The sequence below is a fragment of the Arthrobacter sp. TS-15 genome (assembly GCF_006964045.1).
Classification (GTDB): domain Bacteria; phylum Actinomycetota; class Actinomycetes; order Actinomycetales; family Micrococcaceae; genus Arthrobacter.
Map to the genome: position 1 here is coordinate 66011 of NZ_SDXQ01000048.1, position 14875 is coordinate 80885.

Genomic DNA, 14875 nt, shown 5'->3' on the forward strand with positions numbered 1-14875 from the left:
GAAAATCTTCACTAACTACGTCCGGGTGGGTGGATCCACCTTTACAAGGGCACCCGTTTCGGCCTCTTCGGGCACTGCGGGCGGGTTCTTTGAGACCCTTCGCAACTGGATCGCCGCACCTGAGACCAAGGCAATGAACAGGGCGCCAAAACCAAGCACGACGGCGGCAGGAAGGGCGTCGTCCATGGTGGCCGGCGTCTTCGCTACGGGAACAGTCGGATCGGCCAGCGTGGGTGCGGCACTGGTGGGGCTTGCCACGGGCGCCGGCTCGGGCTCGCTGAAGACACCACGCCGGTGGACGCGGATCCAGTCCCCGATGGAACCCAGCGGGTTAGTGCTGGTGACGGGTACGTCATTCTTCAACGCGGCTTCGGCGTTAAGGATGCCGTAGCCGTAAATTGGGTCCTTGCCGGGAGCGCCGGCGTCCTTGGCAGTGCTGACGATCCTGTTGATGACCTGGGTAGCGCTCATTTCCGGCCACTTGGAACGGATCAGTGCCGCCACACCCGACACGATGGGGGCCGCTCCGGACGTCCCAGCCCACTCGGCATAGGAACCTCCGGGGATGCCGCCCACCAGCTTTTCGGCCGGGGCAGCCACTCCAATGCTGATGCCCTGGGACGAGGAGTCAACGCTGGCGCGGCCCTCGCCATCAAGGCCTGCCACGGTGAGGACACCAGGAATGGTGGCCGGGGCGCCAACTTGAATATTGCCTCCAACGCGGTTTCCGGCGGCGGCAACAATCACCACGTCCTTCTGCTCCGCGTAAAGGAACGCTGCATCCCAGCTCTGCGGCCAATCCGGCGAGGTACTGCCCAGGGAAATGTTGATGACCTTGGCACCGTTGTCCACGGCCCAGCGGACGGCCTCCGGTATCTGCTCCTGGTCTGTCTTGCCGCCGGGGTTGGGTGAACCCAGCCAGGTTGAGATGGCCAGAATCTCCGCTTCGGGCGCAACCCCGGTGATGCCGTCCGGTCCCCCGGCAGGCGGAGTGGTTGGCGGCGGAGGCGGTGGGGCAGGTGACGCCGAAGCGGACGCTGAGGGCGACGGGGGCGGCGTGGGTGTTGTGTGGCCCCGCCCGGCCAGCATGGTGGCCACCAATGTGCCGTGCTCGGTGTTGGCACCGATGCTTTTTTGTCCGTTCGGAGCCCCGGCATTGGAGACGTCCGTTCCCCCGACCACAACTCCCTTGAGGTCCGGGTGGCTTCCGTCAACACCGCTATCGATGATGGCTACCTTGACTCCAGCACCCTTGGACACCTGCCAGGCGTTGATGACTCCAGATTCCTTGAGCCAGTACTCCTTGTCCCGCCACGCGTCAGCGTTGGCCGCCGGAGCCGACAACAGCGCACCGGCCAGCGTCGCACCGGCCAGCATGGTGGCAAGCGCAGCTGACAGGGCGCGCCGGTGCCGCTGTGTCATCGGCTGTCCCGGATACTCAGGGCGATGCCGTCCAGGATGTCATGTTCGCTGGAGACGGCCGCTTGGATGGTTCCTTGGCTGACAGTCGCCAAACGGTCCAGGATCCGGCGCCACACCAACGCTCCGGCGCCGATAACGTCCACGCGGCCCGGATGCATGTAGGGAAGCGCCGCGCGCTCGTCCCGGGTCATTTCCAGCAGGTTGGTGCACGCATCGGTGATGGTTTCCAGGTCCAGCGACGCACCGTGGATCCGGTTGGGCTGGTATTCGTCCAGGCCCAGCGCGTGCGCGGTGATGGTGGTGATGGAACCGGCAACGCCCACCACTGCCGTGGCGCGGGCCAGCGGTACCGTCTGCGCGGCAAGATCAAACGCGGCATCGACGTCGGCCTCCGCTGCGGCGATTTGCGCAGCGGTGGGCGGATCGCTGCGAAGGTGACGTTCGGTGAGCCGCACGCAGCCGATGTCCACGGAGCGTGCTGCGATGACGCCAGTGGAGTCGCCCAGAACGAACTCAGTGCTGCCGCCACCGAGGTCCACCACCAAGATTGGGTCCGCCCCCGTGGCCGGCAGGACACTGCTGGCCCCGGCGAAGGACAGCGCAGCTTCCTCGTCACCGGAAATGACCTCTGGCTCAACGCCCAGGAGCTCCCGTATGCCGTCCACAAAGACCTGCCGGTTGCGGGCGTCACGCGTGGCGGACGTCGCTGCGAAGCGGATACGCCCTGCACCGTGCTCCGTGATGAGTTCCGCGTAGTCACGTGTCGCAGCGAAGGTGCGTTCCAGGGCCTCAGGGGCCAGTTCACCCGTAGCATCGACGCCTTGGCCCAGCCTGACCACCCGCATTTCACGCACGACGTCCGTCAGGGGACCCGTCGCAGCGTTCTCTGATGCCGCAGAAGCATCAGCAATGAGGAGGCGGATGGAGTTGGTTCCGCAGTCAATGGCAGCAACGCGGCTCATGCAGTACCTTCCTGCTCGCCGTGGGATTCGCTCTTGGATTTCCGCACGGGCGCGGGACGCCCCACGATGTCCGGCAGTCCTTGCGGACCATGGCGGCTCAAGTCCCGCGAAGGGGCCTCGCCGGCTGTGTCCCAGGCGCCATCGCAATAACAGCGGTCCTTGGTCCACCACTCGGTGATCGAGGCCAGTGCCTCGTCCCCCAGCGGGTTGACGCCCGGTCCGGCAGCCAACGAGTGACCCACCAGGACATGGAGGCATTTCACGCGGGTGGGCATGCCGCCCGCGGAAATGCCGTCGATCTCCGGCACCGCTCCGGTGCCGGAGCGGCCGGCGATCTCGTTGCGGGCCTGGAGGTAGGCATCATGGGCGCCACGGTAGGCACCGGCCAGTTCCTGATCGGCGGTCAAACGCTCATTCATCTCGTTCATCAGCCCACCAGCTTCAAGCCGCGACACCGCGGAAGTAATGACGGGGTGGGTGAGGTAGAACGTTGTGGGGAAAGGTGTTCCGTTGCTGAGCCTGGGGGCCGTAGCCGCCACCAAGGGGTTCCCGCAGACGCACCTGGCCGGGATCTCCACAACATCCCGGACCGGCCTGCCCAATTGGCGGCTCAGGACCTCGAGATCGTGTGCTGATGGCTGGCGGGATTCCTGCGGCACGGCTGCCGTGTTCTGTTCCACTTGCGCTGCCAACCTTCCTGCCCCTTTTTGTCACGTCCCATGCGGACACGACGGCGGCGGGCACCGCGTCTAGTCAGTTGCCGATCGTCTGATTGACTCCCAGAGAGCATCCACCCAGGGCAGATTCTCCGGGTTGGCCGACGATCCGGAGCCGGTGCGGCCACCCGGTGTGCCGGCGGCTTCTTCTCCCCCAAACACCCAGTAACCTGTTTCACCCGGCATAACCATGTTAATGCGGTCCCGGGCCTGTTGTTTCACGTAGTTGGGGTCCTGCCACCGGGATAGCTGTTTGTTCAGCTCAGTTTGTTCAGCCTTCCGCCCGGCAATTTCTGCCTCCAGCGCGGAAATTTCGGCACGTTTCTCCAGGAAAATCTTCACGGTGGGGGCCAGCAGGATAGTGATGGCAATCATCACCACGGCCAGCGCAAGCATCCGGCCGGAGAATGCTTTTGCCGGTACGGGATCGAGGTCGCGGTCTTCCTTGGCAGGGCCCGACTTTCCGGAGCCCTGGTCCTTGCCCGGAGATTTAGTGTCCACACCCTTGGATGTAGTCCCCATTGGCTTCCTGCCGGCGGAGTTCTTGCCGGCGCCGGGGGCTTTGCTACCCACCGCGGGAGTCGATGCGTTCGACGGTGCACGCTCGCCGCCAAACTCGGCCTTGATGACCTGCGCGCCCTTGGATCCAGCCTGGGATCCCTTGCCGGACGCGACGTGGGAGCTTGCGCCTTCCCCGGACGGGCGGGAACCACTGGCGGATGGGCTACCACCGGAAGGTTGGCTACCACCGGGAGCTTGGCTGCCACCGGCGGGGCGGCTGCGGCTGGGCGTGCTGCCAAGGGCGTCGGCCCTGGGTACCTTTGGACGACGGGTGGCCATGACACTCCTGTAATGCCCGGTGCTTGCCTGGCGGGTTGCTGCGCTTGCTGTTGCTGACCTGGCCCGCGTTAAGCAGAACCGGAGTTAAACAGAACCGGCGGCCATGGTCTTTCCACCATAGCCACCGGTTAGCTGTTTTCGCTGAAGGCTAGCCCTTGAAACGCGGGAACGCACTGCGGCCGGCGTAGCGTGCGGCGTCGTCGAGTTCTTCTTCGATGCGGAGCAGCTGGTTGTACTTGGCCACGCGCTCGGAGCGGGCCGGGGCACCGGTCTTGATCTGGCCCGCGTTGGTGGCAACCGCGATGTCAGCAATGGTGGTGTCCTCGGTTTCGCCGGAGCGGTGCGAGGTGATGGTGGTGTAACCGGAGCGCTGGGCCAGGGACACGGCGTCGAGCGTTTCGGTCAGGGAACCGATCTGGTTGACCTTGACCAGCAGGGAGTTGGCCGTGGCGGCGTCGATGCCCTGCTGCAGGCGGACCGGGTTGGTGACGAAGAGGTCATCGCCCACCAGCTGAACCTTGTCACCGATGGTGTCGGTGAGGGTCTTCCAGCCTTCCCAGTCGTTCTCATCCAGCGGGTCTTCGATGGAAACCAGCGGGTAGTCGGCAACGAGCTCAGCGTAGTAGGCGCTCATCTCGGTGGCGGAAAGTGCCTTGCCTTCGAACTGGTAGGCACCGTCCTTGTAGAACTCGGAGGATGCAACGTCCAGCGCAAGGGCGATGTCCGTTCCCGGGGTGTAGCCGGCGTTCTTGATGGCTTCGGTGATCAGGTCCAGTGCAGCGCGGTTGGACGGCAGGTTGGGGGCGAAACCACCTTCGTCGCCGAGGCCGGTGGAGAGGCCCTTTTCCTGAAGGACAGCCTTGAGGTTGTGGTAAACCTCAACGCCCCAGCGCAGGCCTTCGGAGAAGGTCTCGGCACCGATCGGGGCGATCATGAATTCCTGGATGTCCACATCGGAGTCGGCGTGCGAGCCGCCGTTGAGGATGTTCATCAGCGGAACGGGCAGCACGTGGGCGTTCGGGCCACCCAGGTACTTGTACAGCGGAAGGTCAGCAGAAGCTGCAGCAGCGTTGGCAACGGCCAGGGAGACACCCAGGATGGCGTTGGCGCCGAGCTTGCCCTTGTTGGGGGTGCCGTCCAGGTCGATCATGGCCTGGTCGATGCTGCGCTGGTCGGTGGCGTCGAAACCAATCAGGGCCGGGGAGATCTCGTCGATGACGGCGTCAACAGCCTTCTGGACACCCTTGCCGAGGTAACGGCCTTTGTCGCCATCGCGGAGTTCAACGGCTTCGTGCTCGCCGGTGGAGGCACCGGAAGGAACTGCTGCGCGGCCGATCTGGCCGTCGGAGAGCAGGACCTCAACTTCTACGGTCGGGTTTCCGCGGGAATCAAGGATCTCGCGTGCGTGGATGGCATCGATAAGCGCCATGGATGTGCTCCTTATGGGCAAATTACAGGAATGAGGAGGGAAATTCTCAACGTCCTCGTCGCTACTAGCGTAGTCCAGAGTGGCTTAGGTTACGGCACGGCTTCCAACTGTTCACGTCATGAAGGCCGCGCCTGGGTGTTCTGAAACGATCGAACAGCGGCACGGAGGGCCCGTTCGGCGTCGAGTCCTTGCTCCCGGGCGCCGGCAACGACGGCGAGCAGCAACGCGCCGAGCTCCTCTTCCGAGTCCGGGACGACAGGAAGTACGACGTCGGCCGAGCGGGTTCTGGTGTCAACCGGCAGAACTGCGCGGGCCGCCCGGTCCAGGGACTTCTGCGCCGCTGCCAACGCAGGAAGGTGCGGCGGGATGCCTTCGAAGGGATCTTTCCGCTCCGGCTTCTCGGCGCGTTTGGCGGCGTCCCACTTGATGATGATTTCCTCCACGCTGGCCGGAAAACTGTCCTGCAGGGATCCGTCGGCTTTGAAGACGTGCTGATTTCGCCGGACCATCTTGGCGTTGATTTCCCGGGCTACGTCCTCGAAGTCAAAACTGCCGCGCTCCTCGGCGAGCCGGGCGTGAAGTACTACTTGAAGCAGCACATCGCCCAGCTCGCCGCGGAGCTCGTGGTCCCTGTCGAGGGAGTCGCCGGCCTCAATCGAGTCCACCACTTCATAGGCTTCCTCGATCAAGTACTCAACCAGCGATTCGTGGGTCAGCGCACCCATCCAAGGGCAGTGCTCACGCAGGGCGGCAACGGTCCCCAGCAGCTCCGCCAGGCCGTTGTTAGCCGAGATTGGCGTAGGCATCGTTGATGTACTCAACCAAGGCTTCGCGCTCGTCCAAGGGCAGGAAAGCTGCTTCTGCGGCGTTGAGCGTCAGTTCGAGCAGGTCATCGAGGTCGTAATCGAAAGTTTCCACCAGGAGCTCAAACTCATCCGTCAGGGTCACACCGCTCATGAGGCGGTTGTCCGTGTTGATGGTGACGTTGAAGCCCAGCTGGAAGAGCATGTCCACCGGGTGGCTTTCAATGCCCTCGCCAAAGCCGGAAATGGCACCGGTCTGGAGGTTGGAGGAAGGGCAAATTTCCAAGGCAATTCCGCGGTCACGGACCCAAGCGGCCACGCTGCCGATAGTCACCATGCCGATGGTGTCCTCGCCGTCGTCGTCGGAGTTGTCCTCGAACTCCACCGAGATGTCCTCGGCGATCCGCACACCGTGGCCCAGGCGCAAGGCGCGCCCATCCACCAGGGCGGACTGGATGCTGTCCAATCCGGCGGCCTCACCGGCGTGGACTGTGGCCGGGAAGTTGTTCTCTGCCAGGTAGGTGAACGCGTCCTTGAAGCGGGAGGGCAGGAAGCCGTCCTCAGCGCCTGCAATGTCGAAGCCGACGGCGCCGTTGGCGCGGTGGCGGACAGCGAGCTCGGCGATTTCCTGACCGCGGTCGGCGTGCCGCATGGCAGTGATGAGCTGCCCTACCTGGATCTGCTGGCCGCGTTCTTCAGCGGATTCCATGCCTGCCTCGAGGCCGGTCTGCACCGCTTCCACAACCTCGTCCAAGGTCAGGCCCTGCTGCAGGTGCTGTTCAGGTGCCCAGCGGACTTCGCCGTACACCACGCCGTCCTCGGCCAGGTCTTCCACGAACTCCTTGGCGACCCGGAACAGGCCTTCCTTGGTCTGCATGACGGCCACGGTGTGGTCGAACGTTTCGAGGTAGCGAACCAGCGAACCGGAGTCGGCGGATTCACGGAACCATTCGCCCAGTGCCACAGGATCAGTGGAGGGCAGGGTGTGGCCGGCGGCTTCGGCCAGCTCGATGATGGTGGCCGGGCGAAGTCCTCCGTCCAGGTGATCGTGGAGGGAAACCTTGGGCAGGGACTTCAAATCGAAATCAAGGGCAGGGGCAGCGTCAAGAATAGGCTCAGTCACGTACTAACTGTAGGGGGACGGCAGATGCTTAGCCAGCGGGTTTGGAGAGGTCGACGCCGGCGGCCGCCTTTTGCGACAAATCCGACGGTTCTGCTGCGGGTACCGCAGCCTCTGCAGCCGCTTCACGGGCGGCGTCCTTCTTCTCAAGGTACTTGTGCCACCAACGCAGGGCGTGATCGACAACAATTCCCAGGATCACGGCAAACGCGACGGCGATCCCCACGCCCAGCAATGGATTGTTGTGGACCCATTGACCCGCCAGCAAGCCAATGCCGATGGAATACGCAACCCAGGTGATGCACGCGAAAGCGTCCAGCCAGAAGAAAGTGCGGTGGCGGAAACCGGTTTGTCCGGCAACGTAGTTCACAGCTACGCGACCCCAAGGGATGTACCGGGCCGTGAAGATAAGGACCGCGCCGCGCTTGTCCAACTCGTACTGCGCCCAGGCGAACATCTTCTGGACTTTGGGCCTGCGCATCCACTTCCAGCGGGTGAGGCCGATTTTCCGGCCCAGCATGTAGGCCATATTGTCCCCGGCCATGGCGCCCACCAGTGCGGTGGCTCCCAGGATCCAGAGGTTGGGTTCTCCGCTGTGAAGGGACAGCGCCGAGAGGCCAACAATGGCTGTTTCGCTGGGAAGGATGGTGGCAAATCCGTCAATGAAGAAGAAGACCAGGAGTACCGGGTATATCCAGGGCTGCCCGGCTGCATGCTCGAGCATTTGGTTCAAAAACTCCACGCGACGGTAGCTCCTAGACGAATATGACTTGACGATGTGACCGAAGTCGCTCTAGTGTCCCACGGCCGGGACGTCGTTCGCTACGTCCCAGCCAAGGGATCACACGCTTAACGCTATAGGTGCTGATAAGGTGCCGTCGTCAACCGCCGGGCTGATCTTCGAGGTCCTGAAGCGTCATACCGTGGGTGGAGTCGGGGCATCTTCCTCCGGGATGTTTTTGCCGTCCAAGGGAACCGATCCCCGGACTTTACTGATGATCCGATCAATGATGATTCCCAGGATCACGGCCACAACGATCGCTATGACGGCGCCCAGCAGATGGTTGTCCTCGAACCAGACACCAAAGAAGTAGCCAAGGATCACCGAATACGTGGCCCAGAGGACGGCGGACATGGCAGTGAGGGCCACGAAGCGTCGGTGGTGGAAATGCGTGGCGCCGGCTGTCAGGTTCACAGCCACCCTGCCAATGGGGATGAAGCGGGCCACCATGATGAGCGAGGCCGACCGCCGTCGAAGTTCCTTGCCTGCCCAACGGAAGGCGCCCTGCATCCGCTGCGTGCGCATCCAACGCCAGCGCTGGATGCCGATGCGTCGGCCGATGATATACGCAATGTTGTCGCCGGAGAACGCTCCCAAGGCTGCCATCAAACCCAGCAGCCACACGTTGGGCGAGCCGCTGCTTCCGGAGACGGCGCTCAGGCCCACCACCACGGATTCGCTGGGGATGGGCGGGAAGAAGCCATCTATCACGCAGCAGGCCAGCACCAGGAACAACACCCATGGCTGCTCGGCTGCTGCGAGGATGAAATCGTTGATGCCCTGCACGGTTTCCTTACGGTAGCCGGCTCCCCCACAGGCGCCGGATGACTGGTGTTCCGGGCTGTTCCGTGGGGAACAGCCCGGAACACTTAAGCCTAGGCGATGCGGTCGATGATGAGCTGATGCGCCGGGCGTGAACCCTCGGGCGCGATCACCACGGCGTCCTGCAGCGCTTCCTTGGCCCGTGCGAACTTCTCCGGGGTGTCCGTCAGGAGCGTCATCAAGGGCTCTCCCGCACGGACCAGCGCACCGGGCTTGGCGTGCATCCGCACTCCCGCGCCGGCCTGCACCTGGTCTTCCTTGCGGGCACGGCCGGCGCCGAGGCGCCAGGCGGCGACACCGACGGAAAGCGCATCCAGTTCCACCAGGACACCGTCTGCGGGTGCGTAAATAACCTCGGATTCCCTGGCCATGGGCAGAGCGGCCCGGGGATCTCCCCCTTGTGCTTCGATCATCCGGTTCCAGACGTCCATGGCACGGCCGTCCTTCAAAGCAGCTGCGGGGTCGGCGTCGTGGATGCCGGCACCGGCCAGCATCTCCTCGGCCAAGCGGACGGTCAGTTCGACGACATCTTCCGGACCCCCGCCGGCAAGGACCTCCACCGATTCCTCCACTTCGATCGCGTTTCCCGCGGTCAATCCCAACGGCGTGGACATATCCGTCATCAGAGCGACAGTGTGCACACCTGCGTCCTTGCCCAGGGCCACCATGGTCTCGGCAAGTTCCCGGGCACGGGCTTCGTCCTTCATGAACGCTCCCGAACCCACCTTGACGTCCAGCACCAGGGAGCCCGTTCCTTCGGCGATCTTCTTGCTCATGATCGAGGAAGCGATGAGCGGGATGGCTTCAACAGTTCCGGTGACATCACGCAAGGCATAGAGCTTCTTGTCCGCCGGAGCCAGCCCCGAACCTGCCGCACAAATGACCGCACCCACGTCCTGGAGCTGGGCCATGATTTCGTCGTTGCTCAGGTTGGCCCTCCACCCGGGAATGGCTTCAAGCTTGTCCAGTGTGCCGCCCGTGTGGCCCAGTCCGCGGCCCGAGAGCTGCGGGACCGCCACGCCAAAAACGGCTACCAGCGGGGCCAGCGGAAGGGTGATCTTATCCCCCACCCCACCGGTGGAGTGTTTGTCGCTGGTAGCCTTCCGGCCGCCGTCGGGCGTTGTCAGCGACGAAAAGTCCATCCGCTCGCCCGAGGCGATCATGGCGGAAGTCCAGCGGGAAATCTCACCACGGTCCATGCCGTTGAGCAGAATGGCCATGTTCAGTGCCGCCATCTGTTCCTCGGCGATCACCCCGCGGGTGTACGCGTCTATGGTCCAGTCGATCTGCTCGGGAGTGAGCGTGCCCTTGTCGCGCTTGATGGAAATGATCTGGACGGCGTCGAAGGCTTCGGTGCTGGTCACGTGGTTTCCTCCAGATGTTCAGGACCAAACGCATCAGGCAGCACCTGGTCCATGGATTTGATTCCCTGAGTTGTCATGAGCTGCATTCCGGGTGCCCTGAATTCGTAGAGCAACTGGCGGCAGCGCCCGCACGGCATGAGGATATTTCCTTGACCGTCCACGCAATAAAACGCGGCGATCCTGCCCCCGCCTGTCATGTGAAGCTGGCCCACCAGTGCGCATTCGGCACACAGGGTCAGGCCGTAGCTGGCGTTCTCCACGTTGCAGCCACTGACGATCCGGCCATCCTCGGTGAGGGCCGCAGCCCCCACCGGGAACTTCGAGTAGGGCGCGTAGGCGTTCTTCATGGCCTGCTGGGCTGCCGCCTCCAGCGTCTGCCAGTCAATATCATTTGCCGGCATCGTCAACCCTTCACGTACGGTATACCGCTCGCGGCCGGTGGCCGTGACTTACCCACCAAACCCGCGACGGCGAAGATGGTCACCAAGTACGGCAGCATGGCCATGAACTGGCTCGGAACCGGGGTACCAATGATGCCAAGGATCGACTGCAGGTTGTAGGCGAAGCCGAACAACAGCGAGGCCAGGAAGGCGCCGATCGGATTCCAACGGCCAAAGATCAGGGCCGCCAAGGCAATGAAGCCGCGGCCACCGGAAATGTCCTTGGTGAAAGAGTCGATGGTCACCAGGGTGAACACGGCACCACCGATTCCCGCGATGGCACCGCCCAAGGTGACGTTCCAGAAGCGGGTTGCATTGACGTTGATGCCCAAGGTGTCCGCAGCCTGCGGGTGTTCGCCCACGGCGCGGACACGCAGTCCCCAGCGGGTCTTGAACAAACCGAACCACACCACGGCCACGGCAATGTACATGAGGTAACCAGCGATGGACTGCTCGAAGAGGATGGGCCCGATAATGGGGATGTCCGAAAGCAGCGGGATCGGCAGGATATCCAGACGTCCCGGGGTGTTGAACTGTTCCTTGTTGGGCACCATCAAGGTCCCATACAGGAAGCCGGTCAGGCCCGATACCAGCACATTGAGGACCACGCCCACGATGATCTGGTTGACCAGGTACTTGATGCTGAAAACAGCAAGGACCATGGACACGGCAGCACCGGCAGCAGCTGCTGCGATCAGCCCGATGTAAGGGCTTCCCGTCATGGTGGCCACCAGCGCGGCGGTGAAGGCACCACCCAAAAGCTGGCCTTCAATGGCGATGTTCACCACGCCCACACGTTCACAGAGCACGCCTGAGAGGGAACCGAAAACCAAAGGCACCGCCAGCGTTACTGAACCGGCAACGAGGCCGGCCAACGAGATGGAGGGTTGGCGTGCGCCTGCCACGATCCAGACGAGCAGTGCAAAGACAAAGACCACGGCGAACGCTATGGGCAGCCACTTGGGTGACCGCTCCCCCTGGGTCCAGAGGTAAATCGAGTAGGCGGCCATGGCCAGGAGCAGAATGCCGAAGACGATCCCGCCCACCTGGCCGGGAATCATGAGAGCCGGCACAGCGACGGCGTCCCCGGCGTCGCTGATTTTCATCTCGGCGGTTTGGTCCGAGCCCAGGAAGCCGAAGAAGACCAGGGCTACAAGGGCCAGGATGCCCAAGGACAAGGGGACCTTCATGGAAGGCCTGAAGGAGGGCAAAGTGGTGGATCCCGGCTTCGGAGCGGTGGTTGTCGCGCTCATTTGGCACCTCCGGAGGCGTTGGCGAGGGCAGCCTTGGGAGCCGCTTTGGGTGTCTTGTTCTTCTTCTTGGGCTCAAGGCGGAAGATGGACCTGATCAGTGGCGGTGCTGCGATGAAGAGGACAATCAGGGACTGGACCACCAGCACGATGTCGATGGGTGTTCCGGTCTGGATCTGCATCTGCACCGCGCCAGCACGGAAGGCACCGAACAGCAGGCCGGCGAAGAATGTGCCCCACGGCGTACTGCGGCCCAGCAACGCAACAGTGATCGCGTCAAAACCGATCTGGGCAGCGACGCCACCGGTCAGCACCTTCTCGGTACCGGCCACCTGGGCGATGCCACCAAACGCGGCAAGCGCACCTGCCATGGCCATGACAAGGATGGTGGCGCGGGATACCTTCACGCCAGCCGTCCGCGCTGCGATGGGGTTCGCCCCTACGGCGCGGAATTCGAAGCCGATGGTGGATCGGTTCAGCAGCCACCACACGCCAAAGGTCAGCGCAATGGCTATCAGGAAGCCAAGGTGGAGCCGGGATCCCGGAATGAGGACGGGGTAGGTGGCGGACTCGTCCAGGCGGGGCGAGATGGGGCTGTTGTCCCCGGGCCGCCGGAACGCAGCCGTGTTCAGGAGGAAGTCCAGCAGGAACAGGGCCACGTAGTTCAGCATGATGGTCACGATCACCTCGTGCGCACCGGTCCTGGCCTTGAGGATTCCGACGATTGCGCCCCAGAGTGCACCGCCCAGGACGCCCATGATGATGACCACCAGCAGGTGCAGCCCGAACGGCAGGTGCCAGGCGAACCCGACATACGCCGCGAGGGTTGCACTGATGATGATCTGGCCTTGGGCGCCGATGTTGAACAGGCCGGCACGGAAGGCCAGGGCAACACCCAGCCCCGCGCAAATGAGGGGTGTAGCCACCGTCATGGTTTCGAGCAGGGGCTGCAGTCCCTGCCGGGGGTTGAAGACCGAGCCCTGGAAGAGCGCAACGTAGCTCTCGGTCATGGCTGACCACAACGCACTGAGGAAGTCCGTGGGCCTCGCGAACAAGTAGCCCGCGGTCTTGGCGACCTGCGCATCCGTGCTGGCGATCAGCAGGCCACCCAGGAACAGCGCCACGATGACCGCAAGGACGGAGACGAATCCGTTCCCCATGACGATCCGGCGGACTACGCTGCCCTGGTGCGTACCAGCGTCCCCGCTTTGGGAGGACACCGGCACGATGGAGGGCTCCATCGCGCCCCCTGCGGTATCGAGTGAGACATCTGCGGCCCGGAGATCAGCGGTGGATTGGTCCTCAGCTGGCTGGGCCGGTTTTTGCTCGTTGCTGGACTGGTTGTTCTCAGTCATCGGAGCCTCCTTCAGGGCCGACGCCGGCCATCATCAAGCCAAGGGTGTCGCGGGGCGTTCCACCCGGGACGATGCCCACGAGTTTGCCCTTGTAGAGCACTGCAATCCGGTCGGCGAGTTCAACCACTTCATCAAGCTCAGTGGAGACGATCATGACCGGCGTTCCGACGTCGCGCTCGGCCACGATGCGCTTATGCAGGAATTCGATGGACCCTACGTCCACGCCGCGGGTCGGTTGGCTGGCAATGAACAACCGCAGTGGCCTGGACAGTTCACGGGCCATCACCACTTTCTGCTGGTTGCCACCGGACAACGTTCCCGCAGCAGCTCCGGCAGAGGGAGTGCGGATGTCGAACTCGTCGATTTTTGCCTTGGCGTTTTCCATCACCTTGGCAGGTTTCATGCCAATTCCGCTGGCAAAAGGTGCCTGGTCGTAGAGGTCCAGGATCAGGTTCTCTGCCACCGAGAAAGGACCCACCAGTCCATCGACGGTTCGGTCTTCCGGGACGAAACCCACGCCCGAGCGCAGGACATCCTTGACCGGGAGGCCCAGCAATTGCTTGCCGTCAAGCGTCACTGAACCCGTGACGTGCTCCTGCACGCCAAGGATGGCTTCGGTGAGTTCGGTTTGCCCGTTGCCCTGGACACCGGCGACGGCGAGAATCTCGCCTTGGGCGATGGAGAAACTGATTCCGTCCACCACATTGGTTCCGTTGGCGGCACGGACCGTGAGGTTTTCGACCACAAAGGTGGTTTCCTTCGGCTGTGCCGGGGCCTTGTTCAGGCTCAGGCTCACCGGGCGGCCCACCATCATGGAGGCCAGTTCAGTGGCTGATGCCGTGGGTGGCGCGTCACCCACCACTTTGCCGCGGCGGACCACGGTAATGACGTCGGAGACAGCTTTTACTTCGCGCAGTTTGTGCGAGATGAACACGATCGATGTGCCGCCGGCCTTGAGCTGACGCATGATGTCCAGGAGTTCATCGGTTTCCTGAGGCGTCAGCACAGCAGTGGGTTCGTCCAGAATCAGGACCTTGGCTTCGCGCACCAGTGCTTTGATGATTTCCACGCGCTGCTGGACGCCCACTGGCAGTTCCTCCACCAAGGCATCGGGATCGACGTCGAACCCGTATTTATCGGAGATTTCCCGGATTTTCTTGCGGGTCTCCTCAATGCTCAGCACACCGCCGAATGTGGTTGGTTCGGCTCCGAGTGCCACATTTTCTGCCACGGTGAAGACGGGAACCAGCATGAAGTGCTGGTGCACCATGCCGATGCCGGCTGCCATGGCGTCGCCGGGTCCACGGAAGGTGACCGGTTGGTCGTCCACCAGGATCTGGCCTGCTGTGGGCTCATACAGCCCGTACAGCACGTTCATGAGGGTTGACTTGCCGGCACCGTTTTCACCGAGGAGGCAATGGATCTGGCCGGATTCGACCACGAGGTCGATGTCTTGGTTGGCGTAGAAGGTCCCGAAGGCTTTCGAGATCCCCTTCAATTCGAGTTTCACAACTCCCACCGTTCTGTGAGTCCGAGGGACAGCCGAACAGCTCCAAAGCCACGAGCTTTGG

General features: G+C 63.2%; 14 protein-coding genes. All 14 read right to left on the bottom strand.

Features of this window, described 5'->3' with window-relative positions; all coding sequences use genetic code 11:
- Positions 1–15: 15 nt before the first annotated feature.
- Positions 16–1422 (bottom strand): S8 family serine peptidase, encoded by a 1407-nt coding sequence (locus EU811_RS19190; protein WP_142939901.1) that lies wholly within the window; start codon positions 1420–1422, stop codon positions 16–18.
- Positions 1419–2384, bottom strand: a complete 966-nt coding sequence (locus EU811_RS19195) for a Ppx/GppA phosphatase family protein (RefSeq protein WP_142939902.1) — start codon at positions 2382–2384, stop codon at positions 1419–1421. Before EU811_RS19195 ends, EU811_RS19190 begins: the two co-directional genes overlap by 4 nt.
- The gene (locus EU811_RS19200; RefSeq protein WP_187697251.1) at positions 2381–3064 is read right to left on the bottom strand and encodes a DUF501 domain-containing protein; all 684 of its coding nucleotides are present in this window, start codon (positions 3062–3064) and stop codon (positions 2381–2383) included. The genes EU811_RS19195 and EU811_RS19200 overlap by 4 nt, the downstream gene beginning before the upstream one ends.
- Before the next feature lie 69 nt (positions 3065–3133).
- Positions 3134–3940: an FtsB family cell division protein gene (locus tag EU811_RS19205; protein ID WP_142939904.1), complete on the bottom strand. Its 807-nt coding sequence runs from the start codon at positions 3938–3940 to the stop codon at positions 3134–3136.
- A gap of 148 nt (positions 3941–4088) precedes the next feature.
- The gene (gene eno, locus EU811_RS19210; RefSeq protein ID WP_142939905.1) at positions 4089–5369 is read right to left on the bottom strand and encodes a phosphopyruvate hydratase; all 1281 of its coding nucleotides are present in this window, start codon (positions 5367–5369) and stop codon (positions 4089–4091) included.
- 116 nt (positions 5370–5485) lie between these two features.
- Positions 5486–6175 carry a MazG nucleotide pyrophosphohydrolase domain-containing protein gene (locus EU811_RS19215; protein ID WP_142939906.1) on the bottom strand — a complete coding sequence of 230 codons (690 nt, stop codon included), beginning with the start codon at positions 6173–6175 and terminating at the stop codon, positions 5486–5488.
- Positions 6153–7295, bottom strand: a complete 1143-nt coding sequence (locus tag EU811_RS19220; RefSeq protein ID WP_142939907.1) for an adenosine deaminase — start codon at positions 7293–7295, stop codon at positions 6153–6155. The genes EU811_RS19215 and EU811_RS19220 overlap by 23 nt, the downstream gene beginning before the upstream one ends.
- Before the next feature lie 28 nt (positions 7296–7323).
- Positions 7324–8016: a DedA family protein gene (locus tag EU811_RS19225; RefSeq protein ID WP_142939973.1), complete on the bottom strand. Its 693-nt coding sequence runs from the start codon at positions 8014–8016 to the stop codon at positions 7324–7326.
- Positions 8017–8208: 192 nt separating this feature from the next.
- The gene (locus tag EU811_RS19230; RefSeq protein WP_142939908.1) at positions 8209–8859 is read right to left on the bottom strand and encodes a DedA family protein; all 651 of its coding nucleotides are present in this window, start codon (positions 8857–8859) and stop codon (positions 8209–8211) included.
- Between the two features lie 89 nt (positions 8860–8948).
- Complete coding sequence (locus EU811_RS19235; RefSeq protein WP_142939909.1) at positions 8949–10259, bottom strand: thymidine phosphorylase; 1311 nt, start codon at positions 10257–10259, stop codon at positions 8949–8951.
- A complete protein-coding gene (locus EU811_RS19240; protein ID WP_142939910.1) occupies positions 10256–10660 on the bottom strand; it encodes a cytidine deaminase in 405 nt (134 codons plus the stop codon). The genes EU811_RS19235 and EU811_RS19240 overlap by 4 nt, the downstream gene beginning before the upstream one ends.
- 2 nt (positions 10661–10662) lie before the next feature.
- Positions 10663–11952, bottom strand: coding sequence for an ABC transporter permease (locus EU811_RS19245; protein ID WP_142939911.1), 1290 nt, complete (start codon positions 11950–11952; stop codon positions 10663–10665).
- On the bottom strand, positions 11949–13304 hold the full coding sequence (locus EU811_RS19250; protein ID WP_142939912.1) for an ABC transporter permease: 1356 nt from the start codon (positions 13302–13304) through the stop codon (positions 11949–11951). The genes EU811_RS19245 and EU811_RS19250 overlap by 4 nt, the downstream gene beginning before the upstream one ends.
- Positions 13297–14814 carry an ABC transporter ATP-binding protein gene (locus tag EU811_RS19255; RefSeq protein WP_142939913.1) on the bottom strand — a complete coding sequence of 506 codons (1518 nt, stop codon included), beginning with the start codon at positions 14812–14814 and terminating at the stop codon, positions 13297–13299. Before EU811_RS19255 ends, EU811_RS19250 begins: the two co-directional genes overlap by 8 nt.
- Positions 14815–14875: the final 61 nt, after the last annotated feature.

What these genes read in the sequence shown, in the direction of transcription:
- EU811_RS19190 (WP_142939901.1), bottom strand. Translation starts at nt 1,422, where the DNA reads ATGACACAGCGGCACCGGCGCGCCCTGTCAGCTGCGCTTGCCACCATG.
- EU811_RS19195 (WP_142939902.1), bottom strand. Translation starts at nt 2,384, where the DNA reads ATGAGCCGCGTTGCTGCCATTGACTGCGGAACCAACTCCATCCGCCTC.
- EU811_RS19205 (WP_142939904.1), bottom strand. Translation starts at nt 3,940, where the DNA reads ATGGCCACCCGTCGTCCAAAGGTACCCAGGGCCGACGCCCTTGGCAGC.
- eno (WP_142939905.1), bottom strand. Translation starts at nt 5,369, where the DNA reads ATGGCGCTTATCGATGCCATCCACGCACGCGAGATCCTTGATTCCCGC.
- EU811_RS19215 (WP_142939906.1), bottom strand. Translation starts at nt 6,175, where the DNA reads ATGCCTACGCCAATCTCGGCTAACAACGGCCTGGCGGAGCTGCTGGGG.
- EU811_RS19225 (WP_142939973.1), bottom strand. Translation starts at nt 8,016, where the DNA reads ATGCTCGAGCATGCAGCCGGGCAGCCCTGGATATACCCGGTACTCCTG.
- EU811_RS19240 (WP_142939910.1), bottom strand. Translation starts at nt 10,660, where the DNA reads ATGCCGGCAAATGATATTGACTGGCAGACGCTGGAGGCGGCAGCCCAG.
- EU811_RS19245 (WP_142939911.1), bottom strand. Translation starts at nt 11,952, where the DNA reads ATGAGCGCGACAACCACCGCTCCGAAGCCGGGATCCACCACTTTGCCC.
- EU811_RS19250 (WP_142939912.1), bottom strand. Translation starts at nt 13,304, where the DNA reads ATGACTGAGAACAACCAGTCCAGCAACGAGCAAAAACCGGCCCAGCCA.